Here is an 18,467-nt window from a genome sequence, read left to right on the forward strand (position 1 = left end):
GTTACAATTATCGTGAAAGCGAAATCATTAGTAACGAAAAAGAGGCGAAATGAATCATGACTGAGAATAATAATTTAGTTACTTCTACGCAACAAATTATTAAAGAAGCATTGCATAAATTGGGATTTGATGATGGGATGTATGATTTAGTAAAGGAACCATTAAGATTCCTTGAAGTCCGCATTCCTGTACGTATGGATGATGGTACGGTTCAAACATTTAAAGGTTATCGTGCTCAACATAATGATGCAGTTGGACCAACAAAAGGTGGGGTGCGTTTCCATCCAGACGTTGATGTCGAAGAAGTTAAAGCATTATCTATGTGGATGACATTAAAATGTGGTATCGTCGACTTGCCATATGGCGGCGGTAAAGGTGGTATCATCTGTGATCCTAGACAAATGAGTATACATGAAGTTGAACGTTTATCTCGTGGTTATGTACGTGCGATATCTCAATTTGTTGGACCTACAAAAGATATCCCAGCACCAGACGTATTTACTAACTCACAAATCATGGCTTGGATGATGGACGAGTATAGTTCATTAGATAAATTTAATTCACCAGGGTTTATTACTGGTAAACCGATTGTATTAGGTGGATCACAAGGTAGAGACCGTTCTACTGCACTGGGAGTAGTTATTGCCATAGAACAAGCTGCTAAAAGAAGAGGTCTAGATTTGAAAGGTGCACGTATCGTTATTCAAGGATTTGGTAACGCAGGTAGTTTCTTATCTAAATTCCTTTATGATATGGGAGCAAAAATTGTGGGTATTTCAGATGCTTACGGTGCTTTACATGACCCAGACGGTCTTGACATTGATTATCTTTTAGATAGAAGAGATAGCTTTGGTACTGTAACAAATTTATTTGAAGAAACAATTTCTAATAAAGAATTGTTTGAACTTGATTGTGATATTCTTGTACCTGCAGCGATTGCTAATCAAATCACAGAAGACAATGCAAATGAAATTAAAGCTGATATTGTGGTTGAAGCGGCTAATGGCCCGACAACACCAGCTGGTACACGTATTTTAACTGAACGTGGTAAATTGCTCGTACCTGATGTATTAGCAAGTGCAGGTGGCGTAACAGTTTCTTACTTCGAATGGGTACAAAATAATCAAGGTTATTATTGGACAGAAGAAGAAGTAAATACAAAATTACGTGAAAAACTTATCACAGCTTTCGATACAATTTATGAGTTATCCCAAAATAGAAAAATTGATATGCGCTTAGCAGCTTATATTGTAGGTATTAAACGTACTGCTGAAGCTGCACGTTATCGTGGTTGGGCTTAATTAAATATTTAACTTTTAGAAAAAGAAGAAGTTCTTGAACCAAAGAACTTCTTCTTTTTTGTTATTTGTTTTTTTGTTCATTATCTAGAACGACTTGTTTATATAAATCAGGATAATTTGTAAAAACGCCGTCAACACCATATCGATTTAAGCGGTGCATATCGGCTTCATTATTAACGGTGAAAGGATGTACGAGCAGACCAGCTCTTTTAAGATTTTTAACATTTTGTTTAGTTAAGTCTGTATATTCAGGGCCGACACCAATTGCGTATTGACGAATTTGATTAAAATCTTGTTGGGTTAACGCGGGTAATTCACCTTTATCTAATAACCTTATCAATGGGACATTGCTATTTAAACGATGTAATTTACTTAAGCTTTCAGGTGAAAATGATTGTAATAAGACATGCCCTTGATTTAATGATTGCTCATTAAGCATTTTGTGATTGTTTAGTGTTTTTAATACTGCTTCTTCCATCCCTGGATACACATCTGGTGATTTAGTTTCAATATAATAATTTGCATTCGGACCATATCGTTCTAAAATTTCATCTAATGTAGGAATTTCAGCACCTACATAATTTGAATTAGCATACTGAGGGTTTGTGGCATTAAATTTACTACCAGCATCTAATTGCTTTAATTCTTTTAGTGTATATGAATCAACTCTACCTGTACCGTTTGTAGTTCTATCAACTGTTTCATCATGCATGGCAACTGGATGACCATCTTTAGTCATCTGAAGATCGATTTCGATATATGATGCTCCCATTGCATTGTGACTTTTATCATATGAATAAAAAGTATGTTCTGGTGCATAACCACTGGCACCTCTATGAGCAATCGTTGCATATTTTTCACCTGTTAGATTTTGAGCTCTGTTTGGGTTGTGTGAGTTGTTACCTTGTTGCTTTGAGGGTGTGGCAGATGATTGTGTATTAATATTGTGGTTATTTTCACTTGCAGTTGCTATAGATGTCGTTCCAATCAAAGCTAGAGATAACGTTGCTAGACTCGTTGATAATGCTTTTTTAAAATTTTGCAAAAATGGGTCACTCCTCGATATGTATTTACATATCAACCCTACAAAATAAACGTTTGTTTGAGAATGACATTTACACGATTAAAATTTAAGATTTAAAAAGTTAATATTGTTATAACAATATATTAAACTAATTAAAATTTTTTCTAGCATATATAGAATGTATTAGTTTAATCACGTTAACTTCATATGTCTATATATAAGTTCAAACCAACAAAAAGCGTCAATTTCATTTGAAACGGACGCTTTGGCGTAGTCAAAGCTGCTGTGCCGGTGACTTAATACATTTATTTGGTTTTAAAATTTTCAATTGCTAATTTAATTTCGTCTCTAACACGTTGAAATTCAGTCCAAGTTTTTCCAGCTGGATCATCAAAACCCCAATGTTCTTTTTTTACATTCGGTGGTAAAATTGGACAATTTTTATCTGCATCGCTACATAATGTTACGATTAAATTTGCTTGCTTTAAAATATCATTATCAATCAAGTCTGACGTATGATTTGATATATCAATACCTACTTCATTCATAGCATCTATCGCTTTAGGGTTAACACCATGTGTCTCAATACCAGCAGAATAGACATGCCATGTTTCACCTAATATATGCTTTCCCCAACCCTCAGCCATTTGGCTACGACAAGAGTTACCAGTACATATAAAATAAATTATTTTCTTCTTCATAATTAAGACCTCTTTTCTTAAAAAATAACGAGCGTGAAATATAAACCTAACAAGGTAACAAATAGTACTGGAATGGTAATGACGATGCCTGTTTTGAAATAGGTACCCCAAGCAATTTTTACATCTTTTTGTGTTAAAACATGAAGCCACAATAATGTAGCTAAAGAACCAATAGGCGTGATTTTAGGGCCCAAGTCAGAGCCAATGACATTCGCATAAACCATACCTTCTTTCAAAGTGCCAACGACATTGGATTGGCCAATAGCAATTGCATCTATTAAAACGGTAGGCATATTATTCATGATTGATGATAAAAAGGCCGATATAAAGCCCATTCCGATAACACTACTGAATAGTCCATAACTTGAAATAATGGATAATACGTCGGCTAAAATTGTGGTAATACCCACGTTTTTTAACCCAAATACGACGAGGTACATACCAATGGAAAATAACACTATATTCCATGGAGCACCTTTAATTACTTGCTTAGTATGAACTGCATTAGATTTACGAGCTAAGCATACAAAGACAAAAGCAATCATACCTGCAATGATTGATACAGGTATTTGGATAAATTCACTTACAAGATAGCCTACGAGCAGTACGGCTAATACAATCCATGAAATCTTAAATAATTTAGGATCTTTAATAGCATCTTTAGGTACTGAAATGTTTTCAGTATCAAATGTATGTGGTATAGATTTTCTAAAATAAAGCCACAATACGAGAATACTAGCTAGTAAAGAAAATATATTAGGGATTATCATACGACTAAAATACGCAATGAATCCTATATCAAAATAATCTGCAGAAACGATATTTACTAAGTTACTTACAATCAGGGGCAATGATGTCGCATCAGCGATAAATCCACTGGCAATAATAAAAGGGAAGATGACTTTTTTATTAAATCCTAAATTTCTCACCATGGCTAATACGATAGGCGTTAAGATTAAAGCAGCACCATCATTTGCGAAAAATGCTGCTACAACTGCCCCTAATAGCATGATGAAAACAAACATTTTTAACCCGTTACCATTTGATGCTTTAACCATATGTAGTGCAGACCATTCAAAGAAACCAATTTCATCTAATATTAATGAAATAAGAATAACAGCAACAAAAGTTAACGTGGCATTCCAAACGATGCCTGTTACTTCTAATACATCGGAAAAGCTAACTACACCTGTAATTATTGCTACGATAGCCCCAGCTAAAGCAGTAATACCAATATCTAATCCCTTAGGTTGCCATATGACAAAAATTAATGTTAAAAGAAAAATTAATATAGCTAAAATGGTCATTGATTAACATTCACCTGATTTCATATTATGACATGCGCAATGTTGGTTCGATGTGTGAATTATATTGAGACTTTGATTGATTTCATCTAAAATAACATGATTAAGCTGGTACAAACGCTTATTTCCATTTTTACGTGTATGCACTAACTCATAATCCACTAATGTTTTCATGTGATGGCTTAGCGTGGGTTGCGAGAATTGAAAGTGCTCCAACAAATCGCATGCACATCGTTCACCATAAGAAAGTAAATCTAATATTTCTAATCTGTTTGAATCTGATAAAACTTTAAGCAATGCTGAAAGTTTTTTATAAGACATAATGATACCTCCTAAGCATTAAATAGACTAACATCTATATAGAAAAGTGTCTATATAGATTTGAGACATATAAATAAATAGCTTTATCTATAGGATTCAAGACATGGTGAGTTGGGTACTGTTAATACATTTATACAAACATATGTTGAGGGAGCTAAGTAAAATGTGAAATGGATTAAAACGTTGGACTATGAATAGAAGAAAAAACCGGAAGTTAAGTAATGGTTTAACTTCCAGTTTTTAAAGGTTTATTAATTTGTATTTAGATGTTGCTTGATAACTGATAATTGATGTTCTACCGCTGATTGTCCAGTTGAGCCATAACTAATTCTACGACTAACGCAATTTTCTGGCTTTAAATAATCATAAATATCTGAATCAATACGTTTATGCGCTTTCTGATATTCTTCCAACGGCACATCTAATAAATAGACATTATGTTGAATTGACCACAGTACGATTTTTCCTACAATCTCATGTGCTGATCTAAACGGAACACCTTTATTTACAAGGTAATCAGCCAATTCAGTAGCGTTTGAAAAATCATTGTAAACAGTTTGTTGTAGATGATCGACATTCACAGTCATTGTATCTATCATGCCAGCAAAAATTCGTAAGGAGCCCTTAATCGTATGCACCGCATCAAATAGCCCTTCTTTATCTTCTTGCATATCTTTGTTATAGGCAAGTGGTAAACCTTTGAGCGTCATCAAAATGCTCATTAGGTTTCCTGTCGTACGTCCTACTTTGCCTCTTATTAACTCTGCCATGTCAGGATTTTTCTTTTGAGGCATAATTGAGGAACCTGTTGAGAATGCATCCGATAAAGTTACAAAATTGGCTTCTGCTGATGACCAAAAGATAATTTCTTCAGCAAAACGTGATAAATGTATCATTGTTAATGATATATTGTGCAATGTTTCTACTATATAATCTCTATCACTTACAGCATCTATACTATTTTCATAAACAGAGCCGAAATTCAATAAAGATTGCGTTTCATGACGATCGATTGAATAAGTCGTTCCACTTAGAGCAGCAGCACCAAGTGGTGAAATATCGATTCGCTTCAAACTATCTTGAAAACGCGATTTATCTCTATCTAACATCCAGTAATAAGTCAGTATATGGTGTGCAAATGAAATAGGTTGAGCTCTTTGCAAATGTGTATAACCAGGCATAATTGTATTGACATGTTGTTCTGCGATATTGACAATTGTTTGTTGCAACTCATTGACGAGCTCAATAATTTGAGTAACTTCTTCTTTAGTATATAGGTGCATATCAGTAGCAACTTGGTCATTTCTGCTACGTCCTGTATGCAACCTACCACCTGCATCACCGATACGTTTAATCAATTCATGCTCAATGTTAAGATGAATATCTTCTAAAGAAACATCGAATGATAAATTACCTTGTTCATAATCATTTAAAATCGTTGTTAAACCATTGATTATTTGCTGACAGTCTTCATCGGTTATGATATCTTGTTTAGCTAGCATTTTAGCGTGAGCAATACTTCCTTGCACATCATATTGAATGAGCGTTTTATCAAAGTGAATGGAGGCATTAAATTCATCGACCCAGTCTTCGGGTTGCTCACTAAATCTTCCACCCCAAGCTTTATTACTCATCTGAATATCCGCCGTGTAACATAGAATTAACTTTTGTAGGTAAACCAAAGATATCAATAAAACCGACTGCAGATTCTTGATTAAATGCATCTTCTTTTGTATAAGTCGCTAATTTTTCATTATATAGTGTATGCGGCGATTTTCTACCATTTACAACGGCATTACCTTTAAATAATTTAAGACGTACGTCACCAGAAACGAATTTTTGTGTACTATCTACAAACGCTTTTAGGCTATCAGTTAGTGGAGAAAACCAAAGTCCATTGTACGTTTGTTCCGAAAATTGTTTTTCAATAACAGGTTTAAAATGAGCGACATCTTTAGTTAAAGTGATCGTTTCGAGTACTTTATGCGCTTTGATTATAACCTCTGCTGCAGGTGTTTCGTAAACTTCTCTAGACTTAATACCGACGAGTCTATTTTCTACATGATCAATTCTTCCAATACCATGTTTACCCGCTAATTTGTTTAAATCCAAAATTAATTGGCTTAATTTATAGGATTTACCGTTTAAAGCGGTAGGTAAGCCTTGTTCGAATGTAAGTACGACTTCATCTGCTTCGTCAGGTGTATCTTCAATTTCATTCGTTAAGTCAAATGCATCTTTTGGTGGTGCTGCATATGGATCTTCTAAAATGCCACATTCATTACTTCTTCCCCATAAATTTTGGTCAATAGAATATGGTGAATCATGTTGGATAGGTACTGGAATATTATGTTTGATTGCATAGTCAATTTCTTCTTCACGGCTCCAAGCCCACTCCCTTACTGGAGCAAATACTTTTAACTCTGGATCCAATGCTTTTATGGCCACTTCAAAACGAACTTGGTCATTACCTTTGCCGGTACAACCATGTGCAATACCTATTGCATTTGTTTTGTTAGCAATTTCAACTAATTTTTTTGAAATTAAAGGTCTTGATAATGCAGATACAAGGGGATATGTGCCTTCATACATTAAATTGCCTTTGATTGCATATGAAACAAAATCTTCACTAAATTCTTCTGTGGCATCAATAATGTGACATTCAACTGCGCCCATATCTAAAGCTTTTTGATGCACTAAATCTAAATCTTTACCCTCGCCGACGTCCAGACAACAAGCTACGATATCATAGCCTTTATCTATCAACCATTTCACTGCAACACTTGTATCTAAACCGCCCGAATATGCTAAAACTATTTTTTCCTTCATACCGTTACACCTCAATTGAATTTTTTAATATGTTGTTTATAAATTTGATATTAGTAAGTATAGCAGAAGGATAATGAAAATAAAACCATTTTTATACATAAATATGCAAATTGTAGAAATTTCTTACAATTTAACCGTCTGTTTGTATATTGAATTATAGGTGTTTTGGAGTTATATGCGTTTTATGAAGATGTATATATAAGTGAATATATGATTAGATGTTCTGTCTGTTGTATAAGAAATGAATAAGCTAAAATAATTATAAAAAATTTTGTTTTGTAGGCTAGTTGTTTGAATAGTCAAAATAAACTTAGTAAAATATGTATGAAATCAAAAACACTGGAGGCAATTTAGATGACTCATATTCAATTAGATTATGGTAAAACTTTAGAATTTTTCGGCGAACATGAATTAAAACAACAAAAAGATATTGTTAAATCAATTCATCATACAATTCATGAAGGAACAGGTGCTGGTAGTGATTTCTTAGGTTGGATTGATTTACCTGTTAATTATGATAAAGAAGAATTTTCACGTATATTAGAAGCTTCAAAACGTGTCAAAAATAATTCAGATGTATTTGTTGTAATTGGTATTGGTGGTTCATATTTAGGTGCACGTGCTGCAATTGAAATGTTGACACCGGCATTTAGAAATAGTAATGAATATCCTGAAATTGTCTTTGTAGGTAATCATTTATCTTCGACATATACACAAGAGTTAATTAGTTATTTAGATGGTAAAGATTTTTCAGTAAATGTTATTTCTAAATCTGGTACTACAACAGAACCAGCAGTTTCATTTAGAGTATTTAAACAAATCTTAGAAAATAAATATGGTAAAGAAGAAGCAAAACAACGTATTTTTGCTACTACTGATAAAGAAAAAGGTGCATTAAAACAATTAGCAACAAATGAAGGCTATGAAACATTTGTAGTGCCGGATGATATTGGTGGACGTTATTCAGTTTTAACTGCAGTAGGTTTATTACCAATCGCTGTCGCAGGTATTGATATTGAAGCAATGATGGGCGGGGCTGCAAAAGCGCGACAAGAGCTCTCTTCTGAAAACTTAGAAGATAATATTGCATATCAATATGCTAGTATCCGTAACATTTTATATGCTAAAGGTTATGACACTGAAATGTTAATCAATTATGAACCTTCAATGCAATATTTTAACGAGTGGTGGAAGCAATTATTTGGTGAATCAGAAGGTAAAGATTACAAAGGCATCTATCCATCCAGTGCAAATTATACAACTGATTTACATTCACTTGGACAATATGTACAAGAAGGTCGTCGTTTCTTATTTGAAACTGTTGTCAAAGTAAATACACCAAAGCATAATATTACAATTGAAGAAGATAATGACAATTTAGATGGTTTAAACTATTTAGCAGGTAAAACAATTGATGAAGTGAACACTAAAGCCTTTGAAGGTACTTTATTAGCACATACTGATGGTGGCGTGCCAAATGTAGTGATCAACGTTCCACAATTAGATGAAGAAACATTTGGTTATCTAGTTTATTTCTTTGAAATGGCTTGCGCAATGAGTGGCTATCAACTTGGTGTAAATCCGTTTAACCAACCTGGTGTAGAAGCATATAAACAAAATATGTTTGCATTATTAGGTAAACCAGGTTTTGAAGATAAAAAAGAAGCATTAGAAAAACGTCTATAATTTTATCTGTGCATTAGATTAATAAGTGACTGAGAAAATGATTTCCGCATTGAAAATGCGGAAATTTTTTTATGTGCTATTTTATAAAAAAACTTATCATTTGTGTGTAATGTCATTTACTGTTTTGGTACTTGAGACTGATATTTACACAAAAGTATACATAATTGTTTTAAAATCGCTATAATACACTTATAATAATCGTTGACTAACATTGGTAGGGATTGATGAAATGACTCAAGAACAAGTGCAGTATTGGTTTGATTTATTTGGTAGTTTAGGTTATATCGTAGGATTTTTATTGCCTTTTATTGAAGCATTTATCCCAGTACTACCTATTATTGTATTTGTGATTGTGAATGTGAATGCATTTGGATTTTTGATGGGTACATTATTAGCATGGTTGGGTACTGTTTTAGGAAGTTATCTTGTATTTTTAGGATTTCGCAAATTGAACCATACACGTTATATGAAAAAATTACAGCGACGCACCTCGGTTCAAAGGTTAATACATTTTATAGATAGAAAAGGCGTTATTCCTATTTTCATTCTATTATGTTTCCCCTTTACCCCAAGTGCATTAGTAAACTTGGTCGTAAGCTTGTCGCATATCAGAGCACACGTTTATCTGGTAGTATTGTTCAGTTCGAAATTGATAATGATTGGTTTGATTGGATGGTTAGGCAATGATATTACGACGCTATTTACACAGCCTTTAAGGTTGGTCATCATCATTATTGTTATTATTGTCGTTTGGTTTATAGGTAGAAAACTTGAACGATATTTTATGCATTCTCCAGAGGAGTGACAATTTGAGTAAGGTAGTAAAACATTTGATTTCTATAATATTTGCGATTATTATTGTAATATTGATTCAGACTTTTATTATTACAGGAGCAGTCATACAAGATAAAAGTATGACGCCAACGTTGAAACAAAATGATCGTGTGATTATTAATAAAATCAAGACGACTTTTAATATGTTAAAGCTTAACGATATCATCATGTACCATAAAGGTGACAATGTACATATTGGTAGAATTATCGGGAAGCCTGGCCAATCTATAACCTTTAAAAATAATCAGTTGTATAGAGATGACAGACAAGTAGATGAAATGTATACTGAGTCAAGTATGAAAGATTTATCTCTCAGAAATATTAAAGGCTCTGAAGGAGATATAATTCCACCAGGCGAATATTTTGTACTGAATGATAATCGGGAACTAAAAAACGATTCAAGAACAGAGGGTTTTGTTCGACAAGAGGACATTATTGGTGATGTAAGTTTAAGGTATTATCCTTTAAGCAACTTCACAGTAAACTTTAAATAAATAGACGAGGTGTAAAAAGTGAAAAAAGAAATACTAGAATGGATTGTGTCAATTGCTGTCGCAGTAGCGTTAGTCCTATTGATTACAAATTTTGTTGCAAAATCATACACAGTCAAAGGGGATTCTATGGACCCAACCTTAAAAGATGGTGAACGCGTAGTTGTAAATATGATTGGTCAAAAACTAGGACATTTAGAAAAGGGAAATGTCATTGTATTCCACGCTAATAAGGAACAAGATTATGTGAAACGTATTATTGGTACATCCGGAGATAACATCGAATATAAAAAAGATCAATTATATGTTAATGGTAAAAAAGTTGATGAACCTTATTTAGATTACAATGAAAAACACAAACTAGGTGAATATATTACAGGTACTTATAAAACAAAAGAAATCAATCAGGTTGATGGAAAAAACAAAATTCCAAAAGGGAAATTGTTAGTATTAGGCGATAATCGAGAAGTGAGTAAGGATAGCCGCTCATTTGGTTTGATTGATGAAGATAAGGTAGTAGGTAAAGTTTCATTTAGATATTGGCCATTAAATAAAATGACATTTGGATTTAACCCAGATGTTAGTTATGAATAGATAGCATATGTGTATACTTCCTGAGACATAAAAATGTCTCAGGTTTTTCTATATATTATTATTGTTCAATTTGTGCTTCGTGAACCTTTTGAATCACCTTTCCAATATTAAACATACACAGTAAATCATTCATTTATGAACTTAAATGTAGGTAAATCACATAGACTATTAAACAAAGTGTAATGCCTAATATGTTAAAATATGAATCAAAGGAGTTGTTGCACGCAATGGAATTTAATGCTTATATTGGGAGAGCTGGCACTGGTAAATCGCACAGTGTAATAGAAGAAATAAAAACTAAAATGAAACAAAATCCATTAGGTGATCCTATTATCTTAATCGCACCTACACAAAACACGTTTCAGTTAGAGCAAGCTTTTGTAAAAGATCCATCATTATATGGCAGTTTGAGAACTGAAGTGCTCCATTTTGAACGTTTAAGTCACCGTGTTTTTCAAGAAGTTGGTGGATTAACAGAACAACAGTTATCCAAAGTTGGTACTGAAATGATGATTTATGACATTATTCAACAACATCAGTCAGAATTGAAATTATATCAATCTCAAGTAAAATACTATGGCTTTAGTGAAAAATTATATGAGCAAATTCAAGATTTTAAAAAATATGCAGTTTCTCCACAACATATTGAAGATTATATAGCAACCAACCACTTACAAACGAGGACTAAACACAAATTAGAAGACATCGCGTTAATATATAAATATTTAGAAGATAGGATTCGTGGCGAGTATGTTTCTACTGAGGATAGTTTGCAACGATTTATTGAGGTGATGAACCAATCCGATTGGTTGCAACGTGCTGAGATTTACATTGATGGATTTCATAACTTTTCTACAATTGAATATCAAATCATTCGTTCATTAGTTCAGCATACCAAGCAAGTTACGGTTGCTTTAACTACAGATGGAGATAAAGATGTTTTTAGTTTATTTAGAAAGCCGTCAGAATCATTAACACAAATGCAAGCCATCGCAAATGATTTGAATATCCATTTAAATGTTAAACCATTTTATCAACAACAAAGATTTATTCATAATGACTTATCGCATTTAGAGAAAAATTTTAATGCATTGCAATTTGAACCTATTGCATCAACAGGTCATATCTCTATCCTAGAATCACCTGTGATGCGAGAAGAAATAAATGAAGTTGCTAGAAGGATTTTAAAAGAAAACCGTGAATTAGGTAGACGTTTTCAAGATATTGCTATTTTATATAGAGATGAATCATATGCCTACTTAATGGAATCGATATTACCACAATACGATATACCTTATAACATTGACGTCAAGACTTCTATGACTCATCATCCTATAATGGAAATGTTTCGCTCGTTAATTGAAGTGCTTCAGACAAATTGGAACTTTGAGCCTCTAATGCGTTTGTTTAAAACGAATATTTTAACTAAAAAATTTAAAGACAGCCAGTACTTAATTGATATTTTAGAAAATTTTGTATTAGAACGTGGTATTTATGGAAAACGTTGGATAGATGATAAATATTTCCAAGTTGAACAATTTAGGAAAATGGGTTTAAAACGACAACCATTAACAGAAGAAGAACGTGAAACATTTGAAAGGGTTATTCAGTTAAAAACAGATGTGGTAGATAAAATTATGCGCTTTGAAAATCAAATGGCTGATGCAACCACAGCTGTTGATTTTGCAACAGCGTTTTACGAAGCTATTGAATCGTTCGATTTGCCCAGTCAGTTAATGACAGAACGTGATACGTTAGACGCTGAAGGCGAGCACCGTAAATCAGAAGAAATTGATCAAATATGGCATGGATTTATTCAAACATTAGATGATTTAGTTACGGTTTTTGGAACTCAAAATTTAACAAAAAGTAGATTTTTAGAGTTATTAGATATTGGTTTGGATCAATTGGAATTTGTAATGATTCCCCAAACACTTGATCAAGTTAGCATTGGTACAATGGATCTAGCAAAAGTTGATAATAAAGAACATGTGTATTTAGTTGGGGTCAATGATGGCGTTTTACCACAGACTGTGAATGCTTCAGGCTTAATAACAGATGAGGAGAAAAAATATTTTGAAGAACAAGCTGATATCGAATTAAGTCCAACATCAGATATATTACAAATGGATGAAGCATTTGTTTGCTATATTGCTATGACACGAGGGCGTTCAGAGGTGACATTTTCATATTCCTTAATGGGATCAAATGGGGATGAAAAAGAAGCGAGCCCATTTTTAGGTCAAATTCAGCAATTGTTTACAGATCTTGAAGTACAAAACATCCATCGTCAACATCAAGCAAATCCGCTAACGTTAATGGAACATCCACATCAAACAAAAATTGCATTATTTGAATCACTTAAAGCTTGGCTTGATGAAGAAATCGTCGCAGATACGTGGTTAGATACATACCAAGTTATGAGGGATGATGAGCAGTTAAATGAAGGGCTTACTTATTTGTTATCAGCACTCACATACGATAATAAAACTGTACAATTAAGTGAATCTTTATCAAAAGATTTATATGGTACGACTATAAATGCTAGTGTATCACGTTTTGAAGGGTATCAATCATGTCCATTTAAGCATTTTGCTTCACATGGTTTACGACTTAATGAACGAACAAAATATAAACTAGAAAACTTTGATTTAGGTGATATATTCCATCAAGTATTAAAATTTATCTCTGAAAAAATTAATGGCGACTTTAAGAATTTAAACATCAAGCAAATTCACAAATTGACGAGTGACGCGTTATCTGAAATCCTACCAGAGATACAATTTAATCTATTAAATTCAACAGCTTATTATCGCTATTTGTCACAGCGCATTGGTTCAATAGTAGAAACAACTTTAACGGCGTTAAAATATCAAGGTAGTTATAGTAAATTCACACCGCAACGCTTTGAAGCCAGTTTCAGAAAAAAACCTAGGGACAATCAAGAACTGTATGCGCAGCCTTTACAAACTAAACAAGGGGTTCCTATCAACATTCGAGGACAAATTGACAGGATAGATACGTATAACCACGGAAATGAAAGTTTTGTGAATATTATTGATTATAAATCATCAAAATATAGTGGGACCTTAGATTTAACAAAAGTTTATTATGGCATGCAAATGCAAATGATGACTTATATGGATATTGTATTACAAAATAAAGCAAGGCTCGGCCTAACCAATATGATTAAGCCGGGTGGGTTATTGTACTTTCATGTCCATGAACCACGTATTAAACTTGCGTGGAATGAATTAAATGAAACGAAAAGGGATTTAGAATTTATCCAATCCTTTAAATTAAGTGGCTTATTAAATAGTGACGAAGCAGTATTGGATGCTTTTGATACTCGAATAGAACCTAGCTATAATTCAGATATTGTACCTTTAGGTTTAAAAAAAGATGGAGGCATTAAATCTAATAGTAAGGTCGCGGACGAAAAGACGATTTATAAATTAATTCAACATAATAAGCAAAATTTTATAGAAACAGCATCTAATATTATGGATGGTCACACAGAAGTAGCGCCAATGAAATATAATCAAACACTGCCATGTGATTTCTGTAACTATAAACCAGTCTGTCATGTTGATGGCATGATTGACAGTAAACGCTATAGAACCGTAGACGAAACAATCAACCCAATTGAAGCAGTACAAAATATGGAGTTAGAAAGTGAGGAAGAAGAATGATCAGTGAGATTCCTGTAAAACCAGCTGGCACAAGATGGACCGATAATCAGTGGAAAAGTATCTTTGCAAAGGATCAAGACATACTTGTAGCAGCAGCTGCAGGTTCTGGTAAAACAGCGGTTTTAGTAGAACGCATCATTCAACGCATTCTTAGAGATAAGGTCGATGTAGATCGTTTATTAGTCGTAACGTTTACTAATGCAAGTGCAAGAGAGATGAAGCAACGTGTAGATCAACGAATACAAGAAGCATTTATTGAATCACCTGATAATACGCATTTAAAGAATCAGCGCATCAAAATTCACCAAGCTCAAATTTCTACACTACACAGTTTTTGTTTAAAGTTAATTCAGCAACATTACGATGTATTGGATATTGATCCAAACTTTAAAACAAGTGGTGAAGCGGAAAATATTTTATTACTAGAACAAACCATAGATGAGGTTTTAGAACAACATTATGACATCTTAGACCCTCATTTTGTTGATTTAACTGAACAGTTGTCCTCAGATAGGAATGATGAACAGCTCAGAGACATTGTAAAAAAAATGTATTTCTTTAGTGTTGCTAACCCCAATCCTTTGAATTGGTTAAGCGGTCTTGCAACACCATATAAAGATGAAGTGGAGCAGGAAGCGTTATTAAAATTACTTAATGAGTTGGCCATGATATTTATGGAGTCTGCCTTAGAGTCATTAAATAAAAGTTATGATTTATTTATGATGCTGGAACAAGTCGATAAACAAATTGCAGTTATTGAAAAAGAACAACAATTTTTAAACAAAGCTATGGAAAATGGCCATATCAATCATGAAGCAATCGTACAACACGAATTTGAAAAAACATTTCCTCGAAAAGATAAAAAAATTAAAGAAGCAAACGAAATGATGATAGATGCTTATGATGATGGTAAAGCATATTATGATAATTATAAAAAATTAGTGTCAAAAGTTAAGAATGATTATTTTTCAAGGTCTTCAGAAAATCTAAAAGAAGATATGCAACGTTTAGCGCCTAGAGTGTCTTATCTTAGCCTTATTACAAAGGATGTCATAGAACTTTTTAATCAAAAAAAGCGCAGTCGAAATATTTTAGATTTCTCGGATTATGAACATTTTGCTTTGAAAATTTTAACAAATGATGATGGTTCACCTTCAATGATTGCACAATCTTATTGTGAACAGTTTGAAGAAATATTAGTAGATGAATATCAAGACACAAACAGAGTACAAGAAAAGATTTTGTCATGTATTAAACGTGGTGAGGAATATGATGGCAACTTATTCATGGTAGGGGACGTCAAACAGTCGATTTATAAATTTAGACAAGCAGATCCTAGTTTGTTTATCGAAAAGTATAATCGCTTTACTGTAGATGGTTCATCATATGGCTTACGTATAGATTTATCACAAAATTTCCGTTCAAGATTAGAAGTGTTAACGACAACTAATTATTTATTTAAGCATATGATGGATGAATCTGTAGGAGAGATTAACTATGATGATGCAGCACAGTTATATTATGGAGCTCCCTTTGACAACAATCCATATGATGTGAATTTAAATATGTTAGTAGAAGATGCATCTTCTGAGTTAAATGGTTCTGAACAAGAAGCAGAATATATTGTACAACAAGTTGAAAAAATAATGAATACACGTGAAATCTTTGATATTAAAGCTCAACAATATCGAAAGCCTAACTACAAGGACATTGTTATTTTAGAAAGATCATATGGGCAAGCACGAAAAATACAACAAGCATTTAAGGATCATAATATTCCGTTCCATGTTAATAGTAAAGAAGGTTATTTTGAACAAACAGAAGTGCAACTGATATTGTCTTTTTTAAGAACGATCGACAACCCACTACAAGATATTTATTTAGTCGGTTTAATGCGTTCAGTTATTTACCAATTTACAGAAGATGAATTATCAAACATTAGAGTATTTAGTCCTCATGATGATTATTTTTATCAATCTATCCAACATTATATGAAAAATGACGTGGCAAATAAGAAATTGGTCAAAAAATTAGAAGTATTTTTAAAAGATATAGCTATGTATCAATCTTACAGTCAAAATCATCCTGTATATCAACTTATTGATAAATTTTACAATGATCACTATGTTATACAATATTTTAGTGGACTTATTGGTGGCAAAGGTCGACGTGCGAATTTATATGGTTTGTTTAATAAAGCAGTAGAATTTGAAAATTCTAGTTTTCGTGGTCTATATCAATTTATTCGATTTATTGATGAACTTATGGAGCGAGGAAAAGATTTCGGTGAAGAAAACATCATAGGTCCTAATGATGATGTTGTGAGAATGATGACAATCCATAGCAGTAAGGGGCTAGAATTTCCATTTGTTATTTACTCTGGCTTATCGCGTAAGTTTAGAAGAGATGACTTACATAAACCTGTGATTTTAAATCAAAATTATGGACTTGGAATGACGTATTTTGATGTAGAATCAAATTTAGCTTATCCTTCATTATCATCAGTCACTTTGAAAGCAATCGCAGAAAAAGAAATGGTCTCAGAAGAGATGAGATTAATTTATGTGGCATTGACACGTGCTAAGGAACAATTATTTTTGATTGGCCGTGTTAAAGATGAGAAAGAATTAACACAATTAGAGCAGGTTTCTGTTTCGGAAACACATTTACCAGTCAGTTATCGGATTACAGCCCAAAGACCGATTGATATGATATACCCAATATTAGCAAAATATCAATCATCATCTTTACCAAGAGAGATGCGTTTTGAGCAATCAATAGAAGATGTTGATTCAACGATGAAACCTTATGTGAATTTGACTACAGAATTTTATGAAGATATTGCTTCAGAACAAGTTATTTCAGATAGTGAACAGCGTACAGTTAGTGATATTGAGTATATAAATAGTGGCAATGACACATTAAAAACGCAAATACATCAGCAATTAAGTTACGTCTATCCATATCAAGAAGCTATGATGAAACCTTCAAAACAGTCCGTTTCTGAATTAAAACGACAATTAGAAACAGAACAAGCGGATACAAATTATGATAGAGTTCGTCAGTATCGTATTGGCACAACTTCATATGAAAGACCAGCTTTCTTAAGTCAACAAACAAAGAGAAAAGCAAATGAAATAGGGACATTAATGCATACGGTAATGCAGCATTTACCATTTAAAGAAGAAAGGCTGACAGCAGAAGAAATTGGAATATTTGTTGACCAATTAATAGTTAAAGCGATCATACCTAAAGATGCAAAAGCTGATATTCAATTTGATGATATTTATAAATTTGTTGAGAGTGATTTGTATCTTACGATTGCTCAAAGTGATTATATTTATCGTGAATTACCTTTCGTTGTGAATCAAGCAAAAGTAGACCAGTTGAAAGATTTAGAAACAGATGCATCAATCATTCAAGGAATGATTGATTTGATTTTTATTAAAGATCAGCAATATTACTTTGTTGATTATAAAACAGATGCATTTAATAGACGCTTGCATATGTCAGATGAAGAAGTTGGAAATCAATTGCGTGCGCGTTATAAAATACAAATGGAATACTATAGAAATACCTTACAGACCATACTTGGCGAACCTGTTAAAGGTTATTTATACTTCTTTAAATTTGGTCAGCTTTCAATAGATGATAAATCGATTAAATAATGCTTTGATAAAGGAGTGCTAA

General features: G+C 32.9%; 13 protein-coding genes. 7 read left to right on the plus strand and 6 right to left on the minus strand.

The window, feature by feature from the left end; translation table 11 throughout:
• Nucleotides 1–56 precede the first annotated feature (56 nt).
• The gene (locus MUA21_RS03365) at nt 57–1,301 is read left to right on the plus strand and encodes a Glu/Leu/Phe/Val family dehydrogenase (protein ID WP_019469653.1); all 1,245 of its coding nucleotides are present in this window, start codon (nt 57–59) and stop codon (nt 1,299–1,301) included.
• Between the two features lie 61 nt (nt 1,302–1,362).
• On the opposite strand, the gene MUA21_RS03370 is transcribed toward MUA21_RS03365, so the two are convergent.
• From MUA21_RS03370 to MUA21_RS03395, 6 genes are all read right to left on the minus strand, one after another.
• A complete protein-coding gene (locus MUA21_RS03370) occupies nt 1,363–2,346 on the minus strand; it encodes a glycerophosphodiester phosphodiesterase (RefSeq protein ID WP_145395334.1) in 984 nt (327 codons plus the stop codon).
• 284 nt (nt 2,347–2,630) lie between these two features.
• Nucleotides 2,631–3,026 (minus strand): arsenate reductase (thioredoxin), encoded by a 396-nt coding sequence (gene arsC, locus MUA21_RS03375; RefSeq protein ID WP_070039204.1) that lies wholly within the window; start codon nt 3,024–3,026, stop codon nt 2,631–2,633.
• Nucleotides 3,027–3,043: 17 nt separating this feature from the next.
• A complete protein-coding gene (arsB, locus tag MUA21_RS03380; RefSeq protein WP_262561867.1) occupies nt 3,044–4,333 on the minus strand; it encodes an arsenite efflux transporter membrane subunit ArsB in 1,290 nt (429 codons plus the stop codon).
• A gap of 3 nt (nt 4,334–4,336) precedes the next feature.
• Nucleotides 4,337–4,651: an ArsR/SmtB family transcription factor gene (locus MUA21_RS03385; protein ID WP_262561868.1), complete on the minus strand. Its 315-nt coding sequence runs from the start codon at nt 4,649–4,651 to the stop codon at nt 4,337–4,339.
• Between the two features lie 251 nt (nt 4,652–4,902).
• Nucleotides 4,903–6,285 carry an argininosuccinate lyase gene (argH, locus tag MUA21_RS03390; RefSeq protein WP_262561869.1) on the minus strand — a complete coding sequence of 461 codons (1,383 nt, stop codon included), beginning with the start codon at nt 6,283–6,285 and terminating at the stop codon, nt 4,903–4,905.
• A complete protein-coding gene (locus tag MUA21_RS03395) occupies nt 6,278–7,480 on the minus strand; it encodes an argininosuccinate synthase (RefSeq protein WP_262561870.1) in 1,203 nt (400 codons plus the stop codon). Before MUA21_RS03395 ends, argH begins: the two co-directional genes overlap by 8 nt.
• A 354-nt stretch (nt 7,481–7,834) precedes the next feature.
• Here MUA21_RS03395 and MUA21_RS03400 point away from each other — a divergent pair, with 354 nt between their 5' ends.
• From MUA21_RS03400 to addA, 6 genes are all read left to right on the plus strand, one after another.
• A complete protein-coding gene (locus tag MUA21_RS03400) occupies nt 7,835–9,166 on the plus strand; it encodes a glucose-6-phosphate isomerase (protein ID WP_262561871.1) in 1,332 nt (443 codons plus the stop codon).
• 229 nt (nt 9,167–9,395) lie between these two features.
• Nucleotides 9,396–9,971: a TVP38/TMEM64 family protein gene (locus MUA21_RS03405; protein ID WP_105873816.1), complete on the plus strand. Its 576-nt coding sequence runs from the start codon at nt 9,396–9,398 to the stop codon at nt 9,969–9,971.
• A 4-nt stretch (nt 9,972–9,975) separates the two neighbouring features.
• Nucleotides 9,976–10,494, plus strand: a complete 519-nt coding sequence (lepB, locus tag MUA21_RS03410; RefSeq protein ID WP_107525707.1) for a signal peptidase I — start codon at nt 9,976–9,978, stop codon at nt 10,492–10,494.
• An 18-nt stretch (nt 10,495–10,512) separates the two neighbouring features.
• Nucleotides 10,513–11,085, plus strand: coding sequence for a signal peptidase I (gene lepB, locus MUA21_RS03415; RefSeq protein WP_064209440.1), 573 nt, complete (start codon nt 10,513–10,515; stop codon nt 11,083–11,085).
• 227 nt (nt 11,086–11,312) lie between these two features.
• Complete coding sequence (addB, locus tag MUA21_RS03420; protein WP_262561873.1) at nt 11,313–14,777, plus strand: helicase-exonuclease AddAB subunit AddB; 3,465 nt, start codon at nt 11,313–11,315, stop codon at nt 14,775–14,777.
• The gene (addA, locus tag MUA21_RS03425) at nt 14,774–18,445 is read left to right on the plus strand and encodes a helicase-exonuclease AddAB subunit AddA (protein WP_262561875.1); all 3,672 of its coding nucleotides are present in this window, start codon (nt 14,774–14,776) and stop codon (nt 18,443–18,445) included. Before addB ends, addA begins: the two co-directional genes overlap by 4 nt.
• Nucleotides 18,446–18,467: the final 22 nt, after the last annotated feature.

Source organism: Staphylococcus ureilyticus, assembly GCF_025558845.1.
GTDB lineage: Bacteria > Bacillota > Bacilli > Staphylococcales > Staphylococcaceae > Staphylococcus > Staphylococcus ureilyticus.